The following is a 21,857-nucleotide window of genomic DNA, read 5'->3' on the forward strand; positions in this document are numbered from 1 at the left end:
TTCCTGAGACGGTGAGATCGCCCGGCATTACCTTGGCGAGTGGGCTAATGAATGCAGGGGCCGTGCCGTACTGCCGGCCAGTTGAGCGACATTTGCAAAAATCTGGCGAAAGGTTGTTCAAAAATCCACCAGTCCCGGTATGATCGCGCGCCCTGATGCACACGCCTGGTAATTCCCGATGATGAAGCCCAACCTGATTGCCGCTGCCGAGATCGACCGTCTCGATACGTGGGCCAAATATTCGGCCCCGATGTGCGGTTCCTGCATGTCGAGCTGCTGCACGCTGCCGGTCGAGGTCAAGATCAAGGACCTGGTGCGCATCGGTGTGGTCGACGAGTTCGAGCTGGGCGACCCGCCGAAGAACATCGCCAAGCGCCTGCAAAAGGAAGGGCTGGTCGAGCGCTTCAACCAGAAGTCGGGGATCTTCACCTTGCAGCGCATGAGCAACAACGATTGCTACTACCTGGATCGTAAGAGCCGCCTGTGCACCATTTATGACAAGCGCCCCGACACCTGCCGCAATCACCCGAAGATCGGGCCGCGCCCGGGGTATTGCGCGTACAAGCCGAAAGAAGTCGAGCGTGTGCAGAATTTCCGGGCAATCGAGAAGTTTTGATCTGCCTTGAGATTTTCGGCGGCTGATCGGCCGCCTTCGCGAGCAGGCTCGCTCCCACAGTAGATTCTCGGTGAACACAAATCTTGTGTATGCCATCGAACTCTTGTGGGAGCGGGCTTGCTCGCGAAGAGGCCAGCACAAACACCGCACAAACCTCAGTTAAACCCCAGACAAACAAAAACGCCCCCGGTCTCGCGACCGGGGGCGTTTTTTCAAGCTCGGGCTAAATTACGCCTTGGCTTTCTTGGCAGCGCGGGTACGCTCGCTTTCGTCCAGGATCTTCTTGCGAAGACGGATGGACTTAGGCGTAACTTCGCACAGCTCGTCTTCCTGGATGTATTCCAGAGCCTGTTCCAGGGTGAAGCGAACAGGTGGGACCAGAGCGATGGTTTCGTCTTTACCCGAAGCACGCATGTTGTCGAGCTTCTTGCCTTTGGTCGGGTTTACACCCAGGTCGTTGTCGCGGCTGTTCTGACCAACGATCTGACCGTTGTAGATCTCCTGGCCGTGTTCTACGAACAGCTTGCCACGAGCCTGCAGGGTTTCCAGGGAGTAGGTCAGTGCCTTGCCGGTTTCAACCGAAACCAGAACGCCGTTCTGACGGCCGGACATGTGGCCCGACTTCACTGGAGCGTAACGATCGAAGATCGAGGTCAGGATGCCAGCACCGTTGGTCAGGGTCAGGAACTGGTTACGGAAACCGATCAGACCGCGAGCAGGGATGTTGTATTCCAGACGAACACGGCCCTTGCCATCCGGCACCATGTTGCTCAGGTCGCCTTTACGCAGACCCATCTCTTCCATGACCTTGCCCTGCGATTCTTCAGGGATGTCGATGGTCACGTTTTCGAACGGTTCCTGCTTCACGCCGTCAACTTCACGGATGATCACTTCAGGACGGCCCAGGGCCAGCTCGAAGCCTTCGCGACGCATGGTTTCGATCAGTACCGAGAGGTGCAGCTCACCGCGGCCGGAGACCTTGAACTTGTCAGCCGAGTCGCCTTCTTCAACGCGCAGTGCAACGTTGTACAGCAGCTCTTTGTCCAGACGATCCTTGATGTTACGGGAGGTCACGAACTTGCCTTCTTTACCGCAGAATGGCGAGTCGTTTACCTGGAAGGTCATGGAAACGGTTGGCTCGTCAACGGTCAGAGGCTTCATCGCCTCGACGGTGTTGATGTCGCACAGGGTGTCGGAGATGAACAGCTCGTCGAAACCGCTGATGCAGACGATGTCGCCGGCCGCTGCCTCTTCAACGTCGATGCGGTGCAGACCGTGGTGACCCATCAGCTTCAGGATACGACCGTTGCGGCGCTTGCCGTCGGCGCTGATAGCGACAACCGGGGTGTTCGGCTTGACGCGACCACGAGCGATACGGCCAACACCGATAACACCCAGGAAGCTGTTGTAGTCCAGTGCGGAGATCTGCATCTGGAACGGACCGTCACGGTCAACGGCCGGAGGCGGAACGTGGTCGACTACCGCTTGGTACAGCGGGGTCATGTCTTCAGCCATGGCGGTGTGATCCAGACCGGCAATGCCGTTCAGGGCCGAGGCGTAAACAACCTGGAAGTCCAGTTGTTCTTCGGTTGCACCGAGGTTGTCGAACAGGTCGAAGATCTGGTCCAGAACCCAGTCCGGACGCGCGCCTGGACGGTCAACCTTGTTGATGACCACGATTGGACGCAGGCCGGCTTCGAAAGCCTTCTTGGTCACGAAACGGGTTTGCGGCATAGGGCCGTCTTGAGCGTCAACCAGCAGCAGAACGGAGTCAACCATCGACATTACGCGTTCAACTTCGCCGCCGAAGTCGGCGTGGCCCGGGGTGTCCACGATGTTGATGTGGTAGCCGTTCCAGTTGATGGCGGTGTTTTTCGCCAGAATGGTAATACCGCGCTCTTTTTCCTGGTCGTTGGAGTCCATCACGCGCTCGTCGTTGAGCTCGTTGCGCTCCAGAGTGCCGGATTGACGCAGGAGTTTGTCTACCAGGGTGGTCTTACCATGGTCAACGTGGGCAATGATGGCGATGTTACGTAGATTTTCGATCACTTGTGTATCTCGATCAGAGGATTCGGTTTGCTGACAAGTCTTGGCAGCGATTAACAGTAGTGTCCGGCATGGCCGTTACAGCTTGACGGCGGTGTCGGGGGGCCGGTGACGCAGGCCACAGGCAAACAGCCCCGGGCACTTAGCTCGGTCGATAAACGCGCACATTGGCATGCCCCTCACTGAGCAAATGGTGAGCATGCAGGCGACTCATCACGCCTTTGTCGCAATACAGCAGGTACTGGCGAGTCGGATCCAGCTCCTTGAAACGAGCGTTCACTGCGTAGAACGGCATCGTCTGTACTTCTATGCCGGCAAGCTCCAGCGGGTCATCCTCGGCCGCATCCGGGTGACGGATGTCGATGACGATCTGACCGGCCAGTGCTTCGCCGACTTCTTCGATCTGCAAATCCTGGCCCAATTCGTCGATCACCCGATCGATCGGCACCAGTTTGGCGTTTTCGAGCGCACGCTCGAGGACCGCCATGTCGAATTCTTTCTCTTCGTGCTCAACGCGGTAGCGTTTGGCGGCAGTCTTCGGATTGACCGAAATGACCCCGCAGTATTCCGGCATGTGCCGGGCGAAATCGGCGGTGCCGATCTCGTTGGCCGTGTCGATGATGTCCTGCTTGTGCGCGACGATCAGCGGGCGCAGGACCAGCTTGTCGGTCACGCAGTCGATCACCGACAGGTTCGGCAAGGTCTGGCTCGACACCTGGGAGATCGCCTCGCCGGTCACCAGTGCATCGATGTGCAGGCGGTCGGCAATGGCGGAGGACGCGCGCAACATCATACGCTTCAATACGACGCCCATATGACTGTTATCGACTTTGCCGAGAATTTCGCCCAACACTTCTTCGAACGGAACACTGACAAATAGCACGCGTTGCGAGCTGCCGTACTTCTTCCAGATGAAATGCGCGACTTCCATCACGCCCAATTCATGGGCACGACCGCCCAGATTGAAGAAGCAGAAATGCGCCATCAGGCCACGGCGCATGATCTGGTAGGCCGCAACCGTCGAGTCAAAGCCGCCGGACATCAGTACCAGCGTCTGCTCCAGGGCGCCGAGCGGGTAACCGCCGATGCCGTTGTGCTGGCTGTGGATGACAAACAACCGTTGGTCGCGAACTTCAATGCGAACTTCGATTTCCGGTGCCTTGAGGTCGATTCCGGCCGCCCCGCACTCACGACGCAGCTTGCTGCCGACGTATTTTTCAACGTCCATCGAGCTGAACGGGTGTTTGCCTGCACGCTTGCAGCGCACCGAGAAAATCTTCCCGGCCAGCTCATCGCCGTAGTGCTGTTTGCACTTCTCGGTGATGTCGTCGAAGTCACCCAGCGGGTACTCGTCGATCTGCAGAAAATGCGCAACGCCCGGGGTGCAGACCAGGCGCTCGCCCATCTCTTTCAAGGCTTTGGGGTCGGTAACGCGGGTTTCCAGCTCGAGATTGTCCCACACACCGTTCACCACCACGGCCGGGTCCAGATCGCGGAGCACGGCGCGGATGTTCTTGGCCAACTGGCGGATGAAACGCATCCGGACAGGGCGGCTTTTGATGGTGATCTCGGGGAAGACTTTTACGATTAGTTTCATGAAAACAGCGCGCGCAGGGCCAGCCGAAAAAGGGGGGCGCGGATTATAGCGGAAATTGCTCAAGGTTTAACCAGTTAATATGCAGAAGGTTTGTCATGCACCAAAACGGGTCATTTTCAGATTTGCACGCTACATTAAGGGGCGAGATTTTCCCCTTTATTGCGCTTTGCCCCGCTGCAAGCGTGAATTTGGGGCAAAAAACCCATGGTGGGGCACTGGCATGCAATTTGCTCCCTTGTGAGGCAGGTTGCCTTGGCAGAGTATCTGCGCCGGCATCACCCATATTAAGGGCATCCACTACCAAGCCCTAAGCCACCCGGAGGACACTATGTCGAAGTCGGTTCAACTCATCAAAGATCATGACGTCAAGTGGATTGATCTGCGCTTCACGGACACCAAAGGCACTCAGCACCACGTGACCATGCCGGCTCGCGATGCGCTGGAAGACGACTTCTTCGAAGTCGGCAAGATGTTCGACGGTTCCTCCATCGCTGGCTGGAAGGGCATCGAAGCCTCCGACATGATCCTGCTGCCGGACGACGATACCGCCGTGCTCGATCCGTTCACCGAAGACGCGACCCTGATCCTGGTCTGCGACATCATCGAACCGTCGACCATGCAAGGTTACGATCGCGACCCGCGCGCCATCGCTCACCGCGCCGAGGAATACCTGAAGACCACCGGTATCGGTGACACCGTCTTCGCCGGTCCAGAACCAGAATTCTTCATCTTCGACGAAGTGAAGTTCAAGTCGGACATCTCCGGCTCGATGTTCAAGATCTACTCCGAACAAGGCTCGTGGATGTCCGACCAGGACATCGAAGGCGGCAACAAAGGCCACCGTCCTGGTATCAAAGGCGGCTACTTCCCGGTTCCGCCGTTCGACCACGATCACGAAATCCGTACTGCCATGTGCAACGCACTGGAAGAGATGGGCCAGACCGTTGAAGTTCACCACCACGAAGTGGCGACTGCCGGTCAGAACGAAATTGGTGTCAAGTTCAACACCCTGGTGAAGAAAGCTGACGAAGTTCAGACTCTGAAATACGTTGTACACAACGTTGCCGACGCTTACGGCCGCACTGCGACCTTCATGCCGAAGCCACTGTACGGCGACAACGGCTCGGGCATGCACGTGCACATGTCCATCGCCAAAGACGGCAAGAACACCTTCGCGGGCGAAGGCTATGCCGGCCTGTCCGAAACCGCCCTGTACTTCATCGGCGGTATCATCAAGCACGGTAAGGCCCTGAACGGCTTCACCAACCCGGCCACCAACTCCTACAAGCGTCTGGTGCCAGGTTTCGAAGCGCCGGTAATGCTGGCCTACTCGGCTCGCAACCGTTCCGCCTCGATCCGTATTCCTTACGTCAACAGCCCACGCGGCCGTCGTATCGAAGCACGCTTCCCGGATCCGGCTGCCAACCCGTACCTGGCTTTCGCAGCACTGCTGATGGCCGGCCTGGACGGTATCCAGAACAAGATCCACCCAGGCGATGCCGCTGACAAAAACCTGTACGACCTGCCGCCTGAAGAGGCGAAAGAGATCCCACAAGTTTGCGGCAGCCTGAAAGAAGCCCTGGAAGAGCTGGACAAGGGCCGTGCGTTCCTGACCAAGGGCGGCGTATTCTCCGACGACTTCATCGACGCTTACATCGCGCTGAAATCCGAAGAAGAAATCAAGGTTCGTACTTTCGTACACCCACTGGAATATGAGCTGTACTACAGCTGCTGATCCGGTAGCGCTGCGGCACGCGGCGTGACAAAAAGAGGCCTCCTTCGGGAGGCCTTTTTTGTGCGCGCTCATCCATGGATAATCCGCCGCCTCAGCGCCCGTCCGGCGCCTTGACGAAGGGATTCGCATGAAGTGGTTATGGGCTCTGGCCCTGATGGCCGGCCTCGCCAGCCAGACTGTTAACGCAGCCGAGTTCTATGAAAACAAACCGCTGGCTCATCCGCTGATTCAGGGATTGCAGGAGAGTTCTGCCACTCTGGCATTTATCAAAGAAGCCAGCGGTGTGAAGGGTTACTACTGCGCTTGCAACACGCCCGAGGCAAACCCGCAACTGCTGGATGACTTCGGCCAGGCTTCGATCGAATCGGTATTTCTCATGTCACTCGACAGCGAGGATCCGACCCGCTTCGTGCTGTTCCGGCAAAACGATCGCTACAAGATCTACGCCTACAAATACGACGCCTACGATCACCTCTACAGCCGTGTCACGCGCCTGCAGCCGGCGCTCGATCGCATCACCGAAGGCCAGAAACGCCTTGATGCACTGACCATCAAGAAGGCCCTGAGCCAAATCACACCGCTCAACTACCGCCTTTACTATGAAGAGTCCGGCGTGTCGGAGTTCGACCAGCTCGATTTCAGCCAAGGCAATCTGGTGAGCTATTACGGCCAGTACTACGATCCACTGAGCAACCCAACGCCAGAGGACGAACCGTATTTTTTCAAGAAGACCTATCAGGAAAAAGACGGACGCTTTCTCACCGTTACCTTCTGGCGCTGGCTCGACGCCACGCTCGTCGAAGGTAACCGCACGCTGTACAACTATCGGGTCAGACGTATCGCCTGGGAAACCGAACCGGCGAAATTCACTGGCGGGGAAGATGGCCAGTCGGTGTCTTATGATGCTGAATCGATCTCAGCCCAAGGGGCCTACAAACAGGGCGTGCGTATCGGTCCGTGGTCTACTTCCAAAGACGAGAAATATTCTGAGTCCGGTCATTTCGCAGACGGTAAACGGGAGGGGCAATGGAGCCTTTACCAGGACGGGCAAACGCTGGACGGCGAATACCACAGTGATTTGCGCGAGGGCCGCTGGCAGCTTTCCAACTACGACGAGATGGAGTGGGTCGCCACGGGATTCCAGACCTATGCCCATGGACAACTCAACGGCCAGAGCGAACTGACCATCGCCGGCGTTACCGAGCGCGGCAGTTATGTCGACGACAAGCGCCAAGGCCTGTGGATAACCAAAACAGGTACCGGCAACTACACCGACGACCTGCAAAACGGCCCATGGACACTCAAGGCCGAGAACGGCCATACCCAGACCGTAAACTTCGTCGCAGGCAAGAAGGACGGCGAGCTGCGCGATACCGACGCCAATGGCATTTTGACCTACATCGAGCATTACAAGGCTGGCGTCCTGTCCGGCGTGCGTGAGAGCCTGCTTGAGTCGGGCGCTTCACGATAAAGATCCGGGGAGCGGTTTGTGTGAGCGGATGTTGTCCCGTTTGGGCTTACCGCCGCCCTTGGCCTATGCTGCAAGCCAATCTCATTGTTGATCGGTCGAGTCCATGGGTCGTGGTCTTCTATTTCTCCTGCTGGTGATTGCCCTGCCCGCCGCTGCGCAGATCTACAAGTACACCGACGCCAACGGCAACACGGTCTACAGCGATCATTCGCCGGACGGTGTGCAGGCGCAGCCAGTGGAGCTGCCGCCGCTCAACAGCGTCGAGCCACAGGCACCGAGCACTCCAGCGCCCTCTGGCACGGACAATCGCCAGCCTGCACGCAGTCCCTATGAGATTCTCGAGCTCACCGGCCTGCCCACCGAAGAAGCCCTGCGCGCCAACAACGGCACCTTCACCGTCACCGTGCTGATCAAACCGCGCCTGCAGGCGCCGCAGCAATTAAGGCTGGTATTGGACGACGCGCCTTACGGCCAGCCGAGCAATGTGCCGATCCTGCAACTGGTGAATGTCGATCGCGGCGAGCATCGACTGGCAGTACAGGTGATCGACGGCGAAGCGATCATTCAGCAGAGTCCGACGGTGGTGTTCACCGTGCAGCGGGTGCACAAACCATGAGGATCCTCTGGCTGATCCTGTGCCTGTTCGCCCTGCCCGTTTACGCCGAGGTCTTCACCTATGTCGACGCGCAGGGCAATCGCGTCTACACCGACCAGCCGCGCGGCAACGCCAAGCGCGTACCCATCGCGACCAGCAATCGCATGTCGGCCAACCCGACCGCCGCTGAGCCGATCCGCGCTGTAGAAAAAACCCAGGAACAACCGCTGTTTCACTACGACATGCTGCGCCTTTTGATCCCCGAACCCGACGCGACCATCCGCAGCAGCGCCGGTGAATTGATCGTCAGCGTCACCAGCGAACCAGGCCTGCAACACGGCCATCGCTATCGCCTGCTACTGGATGGACAGGCCACTGGCGAGCCGAGCCTGAGCCCGGTATTCCCGCTGAGCAACATCGACCGGGGCAGCCACAACCTGTCGGTGGAAATCGTTGATGAGCAGGGTCGCACCGTCGAACGCACCGCCAACCAGCCGTTCCACATGCTGCGCATCTCGCTGGCACAGAAGCGCCAGGTCAAACCCTGCGTCAGCGAGGACTACGGCGTGCGCCCGGAATGTCCGCTGAAAGACAAACCGCCAGAGCCGAAAAACCCCTTCCTGCGTTTCTTCTAACGCCGTTCAGCTTTGCGCACTATATTGGTGCAACAGACTGCACCGTACCCACATTCCAACCCATTTTGGTTCGAAAGTACCCGCCAGCCCTGGCAGGACGCCACGCAAACGAGCGTCAAACGCCTGTTTCAGGGGTTGAGCGCTTCTTTTCGGAGCCTTGGTTTGGTTTTTGCATTTTCCTCGCATCAGCGCTTAGTTCTCGCGCACGCCTTGCTCCAAAAGGGGTCCAGATGACCATAAGCGACGCAATCCACCGTTTGCTGCTCGACAACCTGACCACCGCCACCATCCTGCTCGACGCCGAACTGCGCCTTGAGTACATGAACCCGGCGGCCGAGATGCTGCTGGCCATCAGCGGTCAGCGCAGCCATGGGCAGTTCATCAGTGAGCTGTTCACCGAATCCACCGAGGCGCTCAACTCGCTGCGCCAGGCGGTCGAACAGGCGCACCCGTTCACCAAGCGCGAAGCGATGCTCACCGCCCTCACCGGCCAGACCCTGACCGTGGACTACGCGGTGACGCCGATCCTCAGCAACGGCGCGACCATGCTCCTGCTGGAGGTGCACCCGCGTGATCGCCTGCTGCGAATCACCAAGGAGGAGGCGCAGCTGTCCAAGCAGGAAACCAGCAAGATGCTGGTGCGCGGCCTCGCCCACGAGATCAAGAACCCTTTGGGCGGCATCCGTGGCGCCGCGCAATTACTGGCCCGCGAGCTGCCGGAAGACAGTCTGCGCGACTACACCAACGTGATCATTGAAGAGGCCGACCGCCTGCGCAATCTGGTCGACCGCATGCTCGGTTCGAACAAACTGCCTTCGCTGGCCCTGTGCAACGTCCACGAAGTGCTCGAACGTGTCTGCCAACTGGTCGAAGCGGAAAGTCAGGGCTGCATCACCTTGGTGCGCGATTACGACCCGAGCATTCCTGACGTATTGATCGACCGCGAACAAATGATTCAGGCCGTGCTGAACATCGTGCGTAACGCGATGCAGGCGATCAGCAGCCAGAACGAGCTGCGCCTGGGCCGCATCAGCCTGCGCACCCGGACCATGCGCCAGTTCACCATCGGCCACGTCCGCCATCGCCTGGTGACCAAGATCGAAATCATCGACAACGGCCCCGGGATCCCGGCGGAACTACAGGAAACCATCTTTTTTCCCATGGTCAGCGGCCGCCCGGACGGTACCGGGCTGGGCCTGGCCATCACCCAGAACATCATCAGCCAGCACCAGGGCCTGATCGAGTGTGACAGCCACCCCGGCCACACCACGTTCTCGATCTTTCTGCCACTGGAACAAGGAGCCACATCGACATGAGCCGTAGTGAAACCGTGTGGATCGTCGATGACGACCGTTCTATCCGTTGGGTTCTGGAAAAAGCCTTGCAGCAGGAAGGCATGACCACCCAGAGCTTCGACAGCGCCGATGGCGTGATGAGTCGTCTGGCCCGTCAGCAGCCTGATGTGATCATTTCCGATATCCGCATGCCAGGCGCCAGTGGCCTCGACCTGCTGGCGCGCATTCGCGAGCAGCACCCACGGTTGCCAGTGATCATCATGACCGCTCACTCCGACCTGGACAGCGCGGTGGCCTCGTATCAGGGCGGTGCCTTCGAATACCTGCCCAAGCCTTTCGACGTCGACGAGGCGGTATCGCTGGTCAAGCGCGCCAATCAGCACGCACAGGAACAGCAAGGCCTGGAAGTGGTGCCGGCACTGACCCGCACCCCGGAGATCATCGGCGAAGCGCCGGCGATGCAGGAAGTGTTTCGCGCTATCGGCCGCTTGAGCCACTCCAACATCACTGTGCTGATCAACGGCGAGTCCGGTACCGGTAAAGAGCTGGTGGCCCACGCCCTGCACCGCCACAGCCCGCGCGCGGCCTCGCCGTTCATTGCGCTGAACATGGCGGCGATTCCCAAGGACCTGATGGAATCCGAGCTGTTCGGCCACGAGAAAGGCGCGTTCACCGGCGCCGCCAACCTGCGGCGCGGACGTTTCGAACAGGCTGACGGCGGCACACTGTTCCTCGATGAAATCGGCGACATGCCGGCGGATACGCAAACCCGGTTGCTGCGGGTACTGGCCGACGGCGAGTTCTACCGGGTTGGCGGGCACGTGCCGGTCAAGGTCGACGTGCGAATCATCGCCGCGACCCACCAGAATCTGGAAACCCTGGTGCACGCCGGGAAATTCCGTGAGGACTTGTTCCACCGCCTCAACGTGATCCGCATCCACATCCCGCGCCTGTCGGACCGGCGTGAAGACATTCCGACCCTGGCCAAGCATTTCCTCAGCCGCGCCGCGCAAGAGCTGGCGGTGGAGCCGAAGCTGCTCAAGAGCGAGACCGAGGAATACCTGAAGAACCTGCCATGGCCGGGCAACGTGCGGCAGCTGGAGAACACTTGCCGCTGGATCACCGTAATGGCCTCCGGACGCGAGGTGCACATCAGTGACCTGCCACCGGAACTGCTGAGCCTGCCACAGGACTCGGCGCCAGTGACCAACTGGGAGCAGGCCCTGCGCCAGTGGGCTGACCAGGCCTTGGCGCGCGGTCAGTCGAGTTTGCTCGACAGCGCGGTGCCGGCGTTTGAGCGGATCATGATCGAGACGGCCCTGAAACATACGGCCGGACGCCGGCGTGATGCGGCGGTGTTGCTGGGTTGGGGGCGCAACACCCTGACGCGCAAGATCAAGGAACTGGGGATGAAGGTCGATGGCGGGGATGATGATGAGGGGGATGAGGGCTAAACAGCCTATAGGTCTGCGGTGAGACACAAATGACGTGAACACCAAAGATCCAGTGTGGGAGCGGGCTTGCTCGCGAAAGCGGCGTGTCATAGCACGGAATGATGACTGACACGACGCCTTCGCGAGCAAGCCCGCTCTCACAGTTAGCTCTCTGTGCACCACCTTAATGCACTTTGAACCGCAACCGAGCACAACCTACAGTTCTGATCACAAGAAAAAAACGCTGAAAAACCTCAGCATCAAAAACACGAAAGCCCCGGATAACGGGGCTTTCGTGTTTCTGATCAAATTTTTTGTTTCACCAGATAAAAACCTGGCACGCCCCCTGCAGTAGTTCTTACAGGTGATTCGATTCACCACCCGTTTCGGGGACCTTGGTACAGGCAGGCCGGGGATTCCCCTCTTTACACCGGGCGCTCGACACAACGCGATGCGCCCACCCTTTTGGGATCCTTGGTACAGGCAGGCCGGGGGTTCCCTCTTTACACCGGACCGACGCTGCAAAGCGAAGTCCACCCCGTTTTGGGAACCCTGGTACAGGCAGGCCGGGGATTCCCGCTTTTATTGCTCGCGGAGATGGATCTCCAGCCGCCAGCGGTCATCGACCTTGCTGGCGGCCCAGTCACCCTGCAGCGGCCGCGCCGCCAGCACCGTCAGCAACAACCCGCCATCACTCACTCGCGTCCGCCAGTTCACGTCCTTGCCGTTGAGCTTGAGCTGGCCCTTTTGCGCGCGGCCTTCAGCCTGGAACAGCAGCGCCACGGTGCCGTCGATGATCTCACCGTGCAGCTTCGGTTCGTTGTTGAACCAGACCACCAGGCCGTCTTGCGTCACTTCGACCTGCTGCAGCACGCTCGGATCCGGCGTGGTCAGGCGACCGATCATCAACCCGATCATCAAACCGACTATCGCCAGCGAACCGATCACCCGCGGGAATAGTTTCGAACGCGGGTCCGCTTGCGGCGTAGAATGCGCGTCATCTTTACCTTCGGAGCCGTGCATGTTTCACGTCATCCTTTTTCAACCAGAAATTCCGCCGAACACCGGCAACGTTATCAGGCTGTGCGCCAACAGTGGCTGCCACCTGCATTTGATCGAACCACTGGGTTTCGAGATGGACGACAAGCGCTTGCGCCGGGCCGGTCTCGACTACCACGAATATGCCACGCTGCAACGCCATGCCGATCTCGCCAGTTGCCTGGAAAGCCTGGGCAACCCACGCTTATTCGCCTTTACCACCAAGGGCTCGCGGCCGTTTCACGATGCCGCGTTCGTCCCTGGCGATGCGTTCATCTTCGGCCCGGAAAGCCGTGGCCTGCCGCCGGAGGTACTGGACGCCCTGCCGGCAGAACAGCGCCTGCGCTTGCCGATGCGTGAAGGCTGCCGCAGCCTGAACCTGTCCAACACCGTGGCGGTGGCCGTGTACGAAGCGTGGCGGCAGAACGACTTCAAATAACGCCGCATAACAAATGTGGGAGCGGGCTTGCTCGCGAAGGCGGCGTATCAGATGACATTGATGTCGCCTGACACACCGCCTTCGCGAGCAAGCCCGCTCCCACATTGGACTTGCGTCAACGCTCAGATCATTTATTGAACGGTCGGCGTCTCGCCAGCAGCCTGCATGCGCTGCAGCTCTTGCGCGTACAGGGCGTCGAAGTTCACCGGTGCCAGCATCAGGGCCGGGAACGAACCACGGGTCACCAGGCTGTCCAGGGTTTCGCGAGCGTACGGGAACAGGATGTTCGGGCAGAACGCCCCCAGAGTGTGGCTCATCGAAGCCGCGTCCAGGTTCTTGATCAGGAAGATACCGGCCTGTTGCACTTCAGCGATGAAGGCCACTTCGTCGCCGTTTTTCACGGTAACGGACAGGGTCAGCACGACTTCGTAGAAATCGCCTTCCAGTTCTTTCTGGCGTGTGTTCAGATCCAGACCGACGGTCGGGTCCCACTGCTGGCGGAAGATCGCCGGGCTTTTCGGGGCTTCGAAGGACAGGTCGCGAACGTAGATGCGCTGCAAGGAGAATTGCGGTGCGGTTTCTTCTTCGCTGGCTGCAGTGTTCTGTTGGTCAGTCATCTCAGATCCTTTCTGATCTTGGGTCTTTTAGGGATTGCTGTACGTGGGTGCAGCCGTTCAGGCCTTGAGCAGCGCGTCGAGCTTGCCGGCGCGCTCCAGGGCATACAAATCATCACAACCGCCAATGTGCTGGCTGCCGATCCAGATCTGCGGCACGGACGTGCGCCCGGCTTTCTGGGTCATTTCGGCGCGCACCTGCGGCTTGCCATCGACCTTGATCTCTTTGAAGGCCACGCCTTTGTTCTCGAGCAGGTATTTGGCTCGCGAGCAGTAAGGGCAGTAATCGCTGGAGTAGACGATAACTTCGCTCATATCACTTCACCAGTGGCAGGTTGTCGCCTTTCCAGCTGGAGATCCCGCCGGACAGCTTGGCGGCGGTGAAGCCGGATTTCATCAGTTCGCGGGCGTGGGTGCCGGCGGTCTGGCCCAGGGCATCGACCAGAATGATGGTCTTGGCCTTGTGCTTTTCCAGTTCGCCGATGCGCGCAGCCAGTTTGTCCTGGGGAATGTTCACCGCGCCAACGATGTGGCCGGCAGCGAAATCCTTCGTTGGACGGATGTCCACCACCACGCCTGCTTCTTTGTTGACCAGTGCGGTCAGCTCGCCGGTGCTCAGGCTTTTACCGCCGCCCTGCATCGTGTGGGCAAGCAACAGAGCCAGCAGTACGACGAAGATACCGACAAGAATGTAGTGGTTAGTGGCAAATTCAATCAGGTGAGCAACCATCGAAGGAGGTTCCAGGGCGTTAAAATGTCGGCCAGTATACACAGCAGCCATGGTGGGCCAAACCCCGTCCGGCGGTGACGCCGCAGGAACTTCGCATTAAACTGCCACTCCCTTTTCCATCGCCCTCTTCTTTATTAGCCACGAGTGGATTCCATGACTACCACGCCTAAACCTTTGGTCCTGATGATTCTCGACGGCTTCGGTCACAGTGACAGCCACGAATCCAATGCCGTGTATGCGGCGAACAAGCCCGTACTCGATCGCCTGTGGGCCAGCGTGCCGAACGGCTTGATCTCGGGCAGCGGCATGGACGTCGGCCTGCCGGACGGCCAGATGGGCAACTCCGAAGTCGGCCACATGAACCTTGGCGCCGGTCGCGTGGTGTATCAGGACTTCACTCGCGTGACCAAAGCGATCCGCGACGGCGAGTTCTTCGAGAACCCGACCATATGCGCCGCTGTGGATAAAGCCGTGGCTGCCGGCAAAGCGGTACATTTCATGGGCCTGCTGTCGGATGGCGGCGTGCACAGCCACCAGGATCACCTGATCGCCATGGCCGAACTGGCGTTCAAGCGCGGCGCCGAAAAAATCTACCTGCACGCCTTCCTTGACGGCCGCGACACCCCGCCGAAAAGCGCCACTTCGTCGATCGAACTGCTCGACGCGACCTTCCAGGCACTCGGCAAGGGCCGCATCGCCAGCATCGTCGGCCGCTACTACGCGATGGACCGTGACAACCGCTGGGACCGCGTATCCCAGGCCTACAACCTGATCGTCGACGGCAACGCCGAGTTCAACGCCGCGACTGCGCAGGAAGGCCTCGACGCCGCCTACGCCCGTGGCGAGAGCGACGAATTCGTCAAAGCCACCACCATCGGCGAGCCGGTCAAGGTTGAAGACGGCGACGCCGTGGTGTTCATGAACTTCCGCGCCGACCGCGCCCGCGAGCTGACCCGCGCGTTCGTCGAAGACGGTTTCAAGGAGTTCGAGCGTGCGCGCCAGCCAAAACTGGCCGGTTTCGTCATGCTGACCCAATACGCCGCCAGCATCCCGGCGCCATCGGCCTTCGCCGCCGGCAGCCTGGAAAACGTGCTCGGCGACTACCTGGCGAAGAACGGCAAGACTCAGCTGCGCATTGCTGAAACCGAGAAGTACGCCCACGTGACCTTCTTCTTCTCCGGCGGCCGTGAAGAACCGTTCCCGGGCGAAGAGCGCATCCTGATCCCATCGCCAAAAGTCGCCACCTACGACCTGCAACCGGAAATGAGCGCACCGCAAGTCACCGACCGCATCGTCGATGCCATCGAAAACCAGCGCTACGACGTGATCGTGGTCAACTACGCCAACGGCGACATGGTCGGCCACAGCGGCGTGTTCGACGCTGCGGTGAAGGCCGTGGAATGCCTGGACACCTGCGTCGGGCGCATCGTCGAGGCCCTGGAAAAGGTCGGCGGCGAAGCGCTCATCACCGCTGACCACGGCAACGTCGAGCAAATGTCCGACGCCTCCACCGGCCAGGCTCACACCGCGCACACCACCGAGCCGGTGCCGTTCATTTATGTCGGCAAGCGTGACCTCAAGGTCCGTGAAGGCGGCGTACTGGCGGACGTGGCTCCGACCATGCTGATGCTGCTGGGCCTGGAAAAACCGGCAGAAATGACTGGCACCTCGATTCTGGTGTAACCCCCGAATCGCCAAATCACCGCAAAACCCTGTGGGAGCGGGCGTGCTCGCGAAGGCGGAGTATCAGCAACGTTGATGTTGACTGACCCCCCGCATTCGCGAGCAAGCCCGCTCCCACATTGGTTTTGCGCTATTTTTATTACCGAATCTGCTCCAGTTATCACACAAGCCCAATTGGGCGTTTTTTTTGCAGCGTCGGGCGGGCATACTAGGCCCGTCCCTTACCCTGGTGCCGCCCGCCTCTATGCTCCGCGTCCTGATCGCCCTCGCTCTGACCTGCCTGCTCCAACCGGCCTTCGCTGACGAGCGCGCGCAAACCCAACAGCAGTTGGATGCCACGCGTCAGGACATTGCCGAGCTGAAAAAGCTGCTGGGCAAGCTGCAGGAAGAAAAGTCCGGCGTGCAGAAAGAGCTCAAGGGCACTGAAACCGAGATGGGCAAGCTCGAGAAGCAGGTCGATGCCCTGCAAAAAGAGCTGAAGAAAAGCGAATCCGAGCTACAGCGGCTCGATGCAGAGAAAAAAAAACTCCAGAGCGCGCGCACTGAACAACAGCGACTGATCGCCATCCAGGCCCGCGCGGCCTACCAGAACGGCCGTCAGGAATACCTCAAGCTGCTGCTCAACCAGCAGAATCCCGAGAAATTCGCCCGCACCCTCACCTATTACGATTACCTGAGCCAGGCCCGCCTGGAGCAGTTGAAGAACTTCAACGAGACCCTGCGCCAACTGGCCAATGTCGAAAAAGACATCGCCATGCAGCAAGCACAATTGCTGGTGCAGAAAAGCAGCCTCGACACCCAGCGCGACGAGTTGGAAAAAGTCCGCAAGGAGCGCCAGCAGGTCCTCGCCAAGCTCAACGATGACGTGAAAGCCCGCGACCAGAAACTGGCCGCCCGCGAGCAGGATCAGGCAGACCTGTCTAAAGTCCTTAAAACCATTGAAGAAACCCTGGCCCGCCAGGCCCGTGAGGCAGAAGAAGCGCGGCAGAAAGCGCTGATCGCCCAGCAGGAAGCGGAAAAAAAGCGCTTGCGTGAGGCGCAGGCTGATACCAGCGACGCCCCACGAAAACCGGTCAAGTCAACGCCAGGCGCGCTGGTGTCCAGCAGCGGCGAGACCTTTGGTGGCCCTTTTGCTGCAACCCGGGGAAAACTTCCGTGGCCGGTTGATGGTCGACTGCTGGCACGCTTCGGCGAAAGCCGTGGCGACGATGCCCGCACCAAGTGGGATGGCGTGATGATCAGCGCCGCCGCCGGCAGCCAGGTGCATGCCGTACACGGCGGGCGTGTGGTGTTCGCCGACTGGTTGCGCGGTGCCGGGCTGCTGGTGATCCTCGATCACGGCAATGGTTATCTGAGTCTTTACGGTCACAACCAGACGCTGCTCAAGTCGGCCGGTGACGTAGTAAAAGCCGGTGAGTCGATTTCCACTGTGGGTAACAGTGGCGGTCAGGACACACCAGCGCTGTATTTCGCAATTCGTCAGCAGGGTCACCCGAGTGATCCGGCGCAATGGTGTCACGCGCAAGGATAAGCGCGTCGCCTAATTCAGGAGTTCGTTCGACATGCTGCATTTGTCCCGCCTTACCTCGCTGGCCCTGACGATCGCCCTGGTGATCGGCGCGCCTCTGGCGTTCGCTGCTCAACCGGCCCCGGCTGTCGCTCCGGCAGGCACTGCCGCGACCGCCAAGGCACCGCTGCCGCTGGAAGAGTTGCGCACCTTTGCCGAGGTGATGGATCGGATCAAGGCCGCCTATGTCGAGCCGGTGGACGACAAGACCCTGCTGGAAAACGCAATCAAGGGCATGCTCAGCAACCTCGACCCGCACTCTGCGTACCTGGGCCCTGAAGACTTCACCGAGCTGCAGGAAAGCACCAGCGGCGAATTCGGCGGCCTGGGCATTGAAGTCGGTTCCGAAGACGGCTTCATCAAAGTCGTGTCGCCGATCGACGACACGCCTGCATCGAAGGCGGGCATCCAGGCCGGTGACTTCATCGTCAAGATCAACGGCCAACCGACTCGTGGCCAGACCATGACCGAAGCCGTGGACAAGATGCGCGGCAAGATCGGCCAGAAAATCACCCTGACCCTGGTCCGTGACGGCGGAACGCCGTTCGACGTGACCCTGGCTCGCGCCGTGATTCAAGTGAAGAGCGTCAAGGCACAGCTGCTGGAATCGGGCTATGGCTACATCCGCATCACCCAGTTCCAGGTCAAGACCGGCGAAGAAGTCTCCAAGGCCCTGGCCAAGCTGCGCAAGGACAACGGCAAGAAACTCAACGGCATCATTCTCGACCTGCGCAACAACCCGGGCGGGGTGCTGCAAGCGGCGGTGGAAGTGGTCGACCACTTCATCAAGAAAGGCCTGATCGTCTACACCAAAGGCCGGATCGCCAACTCCGAGCTGCGCTTCTCTGCCACCGGCAAGGACGAAAGCGAAGCGGTGCCGATGGTCGTGCTGATCAACGGTGGCAGCGCCTCGGCTTCGGAAATCGTCGCCGGCGCCCTGCAGGATCAGAAACGCGCCGTGGTCATGGGCACCACCAGTTTCGGCAAAGGCTCGGTGCAAACCGTGCTGCCGCTGAACAACGACCGCGCGCTGAAGATCACCACGGCGCTGTATTTCACGCCCAATGGCCGCTCGATCCAGGCCCAGGGCATCGTCCCGGACATCGAAGTGCGCAAGGCCAAGATCACCAACGAGGCGGACGGCGACTACTTCAAGGAAGCCGATCTGCAAGGTCACCTCGGCAACGGCAACGGCGGCGCGGACAAGCCGTCCGGTTCCGGCGCCAAGGCCAAGGCCATGCCGCAGGATGACGATTACCAACTGGCCCAGGCCCTGAGCCTGCTCAAAGGCCTGAGCATCACCTCCGGCCGTTGAGGATGCCTTTGCGTTGGCTCTTCGTCCTGCTGTGCTGTCTGGCGGGTGCTGCTCATGCAGAACCCGCCGGCTCAACGCCGCACAAAGCCTACCTGACACTGATCATCGATGACCTGGGGCAGAACCTGCCCCGGGATCGCCGCGTGCTGGCCCTGCCCGGCCCGGTGACGACGGCGATCATGCCCGACACCCCGCACGCCACCGAATTCGCCCGCGAGGCTCATCGTGCCGGCAAGATCGTAATCCTGCACATGCCCATGGACCCGGCCACTGGCCCGTACGCCTGGCACCCCGACCTGCCCCTCGATGAGCTGGAAAAACGCCTCGATGCGGCGTTCAAAAGAGTCCCCTACACCGCCGGCATCAATAACCACATGGGCAGCCGCATGACCGCGCAACCGGTGGCGATGGCCTGGCTGATGGGCGAGTTGCAGCGCCGTCACAAATTCTTCGTCGACAGCCGCACCAGCGCACAAACCGTCGCCGCGCAGCAGGCCCAGAAGATCGATCTGGCGAGCGTCTCGCGGGACGTCTTCCTCGATGACGAGCGCACTGAAGCGGCAATCTACACCCAGTTGCAGACGGCAATCAGCCTGGCGCGCAAGCAAGGTTCGGCAGTGATGATAGGCCACCCGTACCCGCAGACGCTGGCCGTGCTGGAGCGCGAACTGCCGAAGCTCAAGGCTCAGGGTATCGAGTGGATCGACATCAAGCAGATGATCAGCGTGCGCAGCAATCGCGCCATGGCTGGCCATGGAAAAGACGGTGTATATCGGTAATACCGTGTCACGACATTGATTACATAGTTACCGCCAGAAGCCTGACACACATCCGGATAGTAAGACCTGCAACGGGTCGCGACTCCCATGAGTCACCTTTCACTATCAGGACTGACGATGACTATTCACGACAACGCCGCTAGCCCGACCGGGCAAATGCAGGCCATCAAGCATGATAATTTGCTGATCAACTTCACCACGGAATTTCACCGGATCTGGGACAGCGCCGGCTCACGGGCGAAACCCGCTGCCTTCTGGCGCCCGACCCCAGCACCGGATGTGTTGCCGGGCTATTTTCCGTTGGGCGATGTGATCGCTGCCGGATTCGACAACATCAATCACGCCGGCGCTGTGGCTGTCGTGGTTTGCGAGGCGGAGATCGCCAGCTCGGATCCCGCCAAGGGCAAGGCATTGAGTCGACCCGACGACTTCGAGTTGATCTGGAAAGACACAGGCACAAAATCCAGAAAGGACGGGGCTATCTGGAGGCCCATTGCTCCGGAGGGCTACGTGGCTTTGGGTTCTGTCTGCTCCAATGATCACGAAAAACCTTCACTTAACGCCGTTCGCTGCGTCCGCGCCGACCTGGTCATTGCCTCGAACGTCAATGAGCTGATCTGGAACGACAGGGGCAGTGGCGCAAAACAAAGTGTCAGCGTTTGGAGCATCGCGCCTCCGGTGGCTGCGCCCGGTGAAATTCACCTTGCACCCGGTATCGCGATAAGTGAAAACGGCTACGCCAGGCCCGAGAATTCTCCAGCCTATTCATTACGCATGCCGATCCCGCTGGAGATGAACGCCCGCCCAGTGGCGCCAACATTGAGCGGCCCCATACCACCGAGCGAACCGGGCGCGTCCACCCATACCGCCAAACTGCCTTGGTTCACCATAAAAGACCCGTTGCTCACGCCTCTCGAACAACTGCGCTCATCGCCCTTTTATCTTCTGCAAAGAACTGACCGGTATCTGCTTGTCGGCCATCAACATAATCCAGCGTCAGCGAGCAGGACGTTCAGGTGGACGGCGCCACGCGTACAGGCTCCTGCCAGCCTCTTGATTTTCGCTAGAGCGACTTCGGTAGCGTTTGAAGGTCAATGGAAATCCAGCATGCCAACGGCGATGGCATTCTCGGCGCAGCTTGAAGTTGTTTTTACTCAGAGCAAATCCCACTCAAACGAGTGGTTCAATTCCACTCCCATGGAGATCATCGCGTTCGCGCCGAAAAACAGAACGGTGGCGGTCTACCTGATTCAATGTGATTACAGTCTGCTGCGTGCAGATGGCACAACAGTCACCAGCGGTCTCAGCTATACCGATGGCACCAGTCTGCATATCAGTGAGCACACGCCCGAGGAGCCTCAGGTCCTCGCCCCTTCGCTGCAGGCGATGGCAGCGCCACTCACCACGATCGCCAATGAAACGGATGAGCCAGTCACCGCTGCACAACCTGAGCTACAGATAGCAACCGTTACAGATAGCGCGACATGATGTCGTCGACAACGCCGTCCTTGCGCATCTGATCCAGCGCCGCCTGCAACTTGGCGACCACAGCGTCCGGCACGTCTTTGTTCAGTGCCAGAAACAGTTCGGCGCTGTTGAAGCGCAACACGGTCTTGAGACCGGTGACTCCATCCTGCCGCGCCAGATAACGCCCGGCAGGATCGCCAGTGGCCCACAGGTCGATCTGGCCGTTGACCAGTTTTTTCGCGTTGTCCTGATCACGCAGAACAACCAGCGGCTTCAAACCTTGCTTGGCCAGCGTCTCGGCAATCGCATCGCCCTTATAGGCGCCGATCTTGTATTTGCGTGCATCGTTGAGGGTTTCGAGAGTGATCTTGCTGTCGGCCCTGGCCAACATGATCCAGTCGTCGGGACCGATCGGGCCGACCCATTTGAATAGATTCTCGCGATCCGGCAGGCGCGCCATCACGAATGCGCCGTAGCCGGGGTTTTCCAGCGCCAGCTTGTAGACCCGCTCCCATGGGAAACGCAATGTCAGGCTGTAGGTGAGCCCCGCACGCTTGAACATCTCGCGCACGATGTCGGTGGCGATGCCATTGATGTTCTCACCCTTGGCGAAGTTCTTGCCGTCTTTCGCCATGTTGTAGGGCGGGAAGTTTTCGGTGAGGAGCACCAGATCGGTGTCGGGACTGTTTTCGGCCCGCGCTGTGTTGAGCAACAGCAAAGAAGCACTGGCGAGAACAAGAAGCAGGCGTTTGATCATGTCGGGCTACCGGAATCCATGGCGTGCCCAAGAGTGCCTTGGGTA

The 21,857-nt window shown here is 59.7% G+C and carries 20 protein-coding genes; 13 read left to right on the forward strand and 7 right to left on the reverse strand.

Features of this window, described 5'->3' with window-relative positions:
* Nucleotides 1–178: 178 nt before the first annotated feature.
* Entirely contained in the window at nt 179–616 is a 438-nt protein-coding gene (locus U862_RS0113705) for a YkgJ family cysteine cluster protein (RefSeq protein ID WP_025110918.1), read from the forward strand.
* Nucleotides 617–844: 228 nt separating this feature from the next.
* On the opposite strand, the gene typA is transcribed toward U862_RS0113705, so the two are convergent.
* Both typA and thiI read right to left on the reverse strand, forming a co-directional pair.
* Nucleotides 845–2,665, reverse strand: coding sequence for a translational GTPase TypA (gene typA / locus U862_RS0113710; RefSeq protein ID WP_003220792.1), 1,821 nt, complete (start codon nt 2,663–2,665; stop codon nt 845–847).
* Nucleotides 2,666–2,804: 139 nt separating this feature from the next.
* Nucleotides 2,805–4,259 carry a tRNA uracil 4-sulfurtransferase ThiI gene (gene thiI, locus U862_RS0113715; protein WP_025110919.1) on the reverse strand — a complete coding sequence of 485 codons (1,455 nt, stop codon included), beginning with the start codon at nt 4,257–4,259 and terminating at the stop codon, nt 2,805–2,807.
* 328 nt (nt 4,260–4,587) lie between these two features.
* On the opposite strand from thiI, the gene glnA reads away from it, so the two are divergent.
* From glnA to ntrC, 6 genes are all read left to right on the forward strand, one after another.
* The gene (gene glnA / locus U862_RS0113720) at nt 4,588–5,994 is read left to right on the forward strand and encodes a glutamate--ammonia ligase (protein WP_003220788.1); all 1,407 of its coding nucleotides are present in this window, start codon (nt 4,588–4,590) and stop codon (nt 5,992–5,994) included.
* 127 nt (nt 5,995–6,121) lie between these two features.
* Nucleotides 6,122–7,465 (forward strand): toxin-antitoxin system YwqK family antitoxin, encoded by a 1,344-nt coding sequence (locus U862_RS0113725; protein ID WP_025110920.1) that lies wholly within the window; start codon nt 6,122–6,124, stop codon nt 7,463–7,465.
* Between the two features lie 103 nt (nt 7,466–7,568).
* The gene (locus U862_RS0113730) at nt 7,569–8,081 is read left to right on the forward strand and encodes a DUF4124 domain-containing protein (protein ID WP_025110921.1); all 513 of its coding nucleotides are present in this window, start codon (nt 7,569–7,571) and stop codon (nt 8,079–8,081) included.
* Nucleotides 8,078–8,695, forward strand: coding sequence for a DUF4124 domain-containing protein (locus U862_RS0113735; protein ID WP_025110922.1), 618 nt, complete (start codon nt 8,078–8,080; stop codon nt 8,693–8,695). The genes U862_RS0113730 and U862_RS0113735 overlap by 4 nt, the downstream gene beginning before the upstream one ends.
* Nucleotides 8,696–8,925: 230 nt before the next feature.
* The gene (gene glnL / locus U862_RS0113740; RefSeq protein WP_007961730.1) at nt 8,926–10,011 is read left to right on the forward strand and encodes a nitrogen regulation protein NR(II); all 1,086 of its coding nucleotides are present in this window, start codon (nt 8,926–8,928) and stop codon (nt 10,009–10,011) included.
* Nucleotides 10,008–11,444 (forward strand): nitrogen regulation protein NR(I), encoded by a 1,437-nt coding sequence (gene ntrC / locus U862_RS0113745; RefSeq protein WP_007961729.1) that lies wholly within the window; start codon nt 10,008–10,010, stop codon nt 11,442–11,444. The genes glnL and ntrC overlap by 4 nt, the downstream gene beginning before the upstream one ends.
* Nucleotides 11,445–12,005: 561 nt before the next feature.
* Here the strand turns inward: ntrC and U862_RS0113755 are convergent.
* A complete protein-coding gene (locus tag U862_RS0113755) occupies nt 12,006–12,446 on the reverse strand; it encodes a hypothetical protein (protein WP_025110923.1) in 441 nt (146 codons plus the stop codon).
* Between U862_RS0113755 and U862_RS0113760 the strand changes: the two genes are divergently transcribed.
* On the forward strand, nt 12,445–12,900 hold the full coding sequence (locus tag U862_RS0113760) for a tRNA (cytidine(34)-2'-O)-methyltransferase (protein WP_003220777.1): 456 nt from the start codon (nt 12,445–12,447) through the stop codon (nt 12,898–12,900). The two genes, U862_RS0113755 and U862_RS0113760, sit on opposite strands and share 2 nt — an antisense overlap.
* 131 nt (nt 12,901–13,031) lie before the next feature.
* Here U862_RS0113760 and secB read toward each other — a convergent pair whose 3' ends face one another.
* From secB to U862_RS0113775, 3 genes are read right to left on the reverse strand one after another with little or no spacing between them, the layout of a single operon-like run.
* On the reverse strand, nt 13,032–13,517 hold the full coding sequence (secB, locus tag U862_RS0113765) for a protein-export chaperone SecB (protein ID WP_025110924.1): 486 nt from the start codon (nt 13,515–13,517) through the stop codon (nt 13,032–13,034).
* 57 nt (nt 13,518–13,574) lie between these two features.
* Nucleotides 13,575–13,829, reverse strand: a complete 255-nt coding sequence (grxC, locus tag U862_RS0113770) for a glutaredoxin 3 (protein WP_025110925.1) — start codon at nt 13,827–13,829, stop codon at nt 13,575–13,577.
* Nucleotide 13,830: 1 nt separating this feature from the next.
* Nucleotides 13,831–14,244, reverse strand: coding sequence for a rhodanese-like domain-containing protein (locus U862_RS0113775; RefSeq protein WP_025110926.1), 414 nt, complete (start codon nt 14,242–14,244; stop codon nt 13,831–13,833).
* A 153-nt stretch (nt 14,245–14,397) separates the two neighbouring features.
* Between U862_RS0113775 and gpmI the strand changes: the two genes are divergently transcribed.
* The 5 genes from gpmI (at nt 14,398) to U862_RS0113800 (ending at nt 21,076) form a co-directional block, all read left to right on the forward strand.
* A complete protein-coding gene (gene gpmI, locus U862_RS0113780) occupies nt 14,398–15,927 on the forward strand; it encodes a 2,3-bisphosphoglycerate-independent phosphoglycerate mutase (protein ID WP_025110927.1) in 1,530 nt (509 codons plus the stop codon).
* Nucleotides 15,928–16,171: 244 nt separating this feature from the next.
* Nucleotides 16,172–17,458 carry a murein hydrolase activator EnvC gene (locus U862_RS0113785; RefSeq protein ID WP_025110928.1) on the forward strand — a complete coding sequence of 429 codons (1,287 nt, stop codon included), beginning with the start codon at nt 16,172–16,174 and terminating at the stop codon, nt 17,456–17,458.
* A gap of 31 nt (nt 17,459–17,489) precedes the next feature.
* Nucleotides 17,490–18,809: a S41 family peptidase gene (locus tag U862_RS0113790; RefSeq protein ID WP_025110929.1), complete on the forward strand. Its 1,320-nt coding sequence runs from the start codon at nt 17,490–17,492 to the stop codon at nt 18,807–18,809.
* A gap of 2 nt (nt 18,810–18,811) precedes the next feature.
* Nucleotides 18,812–19,588: a divergent polysaccharide deacetylase family protein gene (locus U862_RS0113795; protein WP_025110930.1), complete on the forward strand. Its 777-nt coding sequence runs from the start codon at nt 18,812–18,814 to the stop codon at nt 19,586–19,588.
* 117 nt (nt 19,589–19,705) lie between these two features.
* Nucleotides 19,706–21,076 carry a Vps62-related protein gene (locus U862_RS0113800; RefSeq protein WP_025110931.1) on the forward strand — a complete coding sequence of 457 codons (1,371 nt, stop codon included), beginning with the start codon at nt 19,706–19,708 and terminating at the stop codon, nt 21,074–21,076.
* Here the strand turns inward: U862_RS0113800 and U862_RS0113805 are convergent.
* Nucleotides 21,057–21,812 (reverse strand): ABC transporter substrate-binding protein, encoded by a 756-nt coding sequence (locus tag U862_RS0113805; RefSeq protein ID WP_025110932.1) that lies wholly within the window; start codon nt 21,810–21,812, stop codon nt 21,057–21,059. The genes U862_RS0113800 and U862_RS0113805 overlap by 20 nt on opposite strands.
* Between the last annotated feature and the right edge of the window lie 45 nt (nt 21,813–21,857).

Origin of the sequence: Pseudomonas sp. H1h, from assembly GCF_000633255.1 — a bacterium.
In the GTDB taxonomy this organism is placed as follows: domain Bacteria; phylum Pseudomonadota; class Gammaproteobacteria; order Pseudomonadales; family Pseudomonadaceae; genus Aquipseudomonas.

Excerpts from the sequence above, each read along its gene's own strand:
- U862_RS0113795 (WP_025110930.1), top strand. The coding sequence starts at position 18,812 with ATGCCTTTGCGTTGGCTCTTCGTCCTGCTGTGCTGTCTGGCGGGTGCT.
- secB (WP_025110924.1), bottom strand. The coding sequence starts at position 13,517 with ATGACTGACCAACAGAACACTGCAGCCAGCGAAGAAGAAACCGCACCG.
- thiI (WP_025110919.1), bottom strand. The coding sequence starts at position 4,259 with ATGAAACTAATCGTAAAAGTCTTCCCCGAGATCACCATCAAAAGCCGC.
- U862_RS0113805 (WP_025110932.1), bottom strand. The coding sequence starts at position 21,812 with ATGATCAAACGCCTGCTTCTTGTTCTCGCCAGTGCTTCTTTGCTGTTG.
- U862_RS0113705 (WP_025110918.1), top strand. The coding sequence starts at position 179 with ATGATGAAGCCCAACCTGATTGCCGCTGCCGAGATCGACCGTCTCGAT.
- U862_RS0113790 (WP_025110929.1), top strand. The coding sequence starts at position 17,490 with ATGCTGCATTTGTCCCGCCTTACCTCGCTGGCCCTGACGATCGCCCTG.
- gpmI (WP_025110927.1), top strand. The coding sequence starts at position 14,398 with ATGACTACCACGCCTAAACCTTTGGTCCTGATGATTCTCGACGGCTTC.
- U862_RS0113725 (WP_025110920.1), top strand. The coding sequence starts at position 6,122 with ATGAAGTGGTTATGGGCTCTGGCCCTGATGGCCGGCCTCGCCAGCCAG.
- U862_RS0113735 (WP_025110922.1), top strand. The coding sequence starts at position 8,078 with ATGAGGATCCTCTGGCTGATCCTGTGCCTGTTCGCCCTGCCCGTTTAC.
- U862_RS0113785 (WP_025110928.1), top strand. The coding sequence starts at position 16,172 with ATGCTCCGCGTCCTGATCGCCCTCGCTCTGACCTGCCTGCTCCAACCG.
- ntrC (WP_007961729.1), top strand. The coding sequence starts at position 10,008 with ATGAGCCGTAGTGAAACCGTGTGGATCGTCGATGACGACCGTTCTATC.
- U862_RS0113760 (WP_003220777.1), top strand. The coding sequence starts at position 12,445 with ATGTTTCACGTCATCCTTTTTCAACCAGAAATTCCGCCGAACACCGGC.
- U862_RS0113775 (WP_025110926.1), bottom strand. The coding sequence starts at position 14,244 with ATGGTTGCTCACCTGATTGAATTTGCCACTAACCACTACATTCTTGTC.
- glnA (WP_003220788.1), top strand. The coding sequence starts at position 4,588 with ATGTCGAAGTCGGTTCAACTCATCAAAGATCATGACGTCAAGTGGATT.
- U862_RS0113730 (WP_025110921.1), top strand. The coding sequence starts at position 7,569 with ATGGGTCGTGGTCTTCTATTTCTCCTGCTGGTGATTGCCCTGCCCGCC.
- grxC (WP_025110925.1), bottom strand. The coding sequence starts at position 13,829 with ATGAGCGAAGTTATCGTCTACTCCAGCGATTACTGCCCTTACTGCTCG.
- glnL (WP_007961730.1), top strand. The coding sequence starts at position 8,926 with ATGACCATAAGCGACGCAATCCACCGTTTGCTGCTCGACAACCTGACC.
- U862_RS0113800 (WP_025110931.1), top strand. The coding sequence starts at position 19,706 with ATGACTATTCACGACAACGCCGCTAGCCCGACCGGGCAAATGCAGGCC.
- U862_RS0113755 (WP_025110923.1), bottom strand. The coding sequence starts at position 12,446 with ATGCACGGCTCCGAAGGTAAAGATGACGCGCATTCTACGCCGCAAGCG.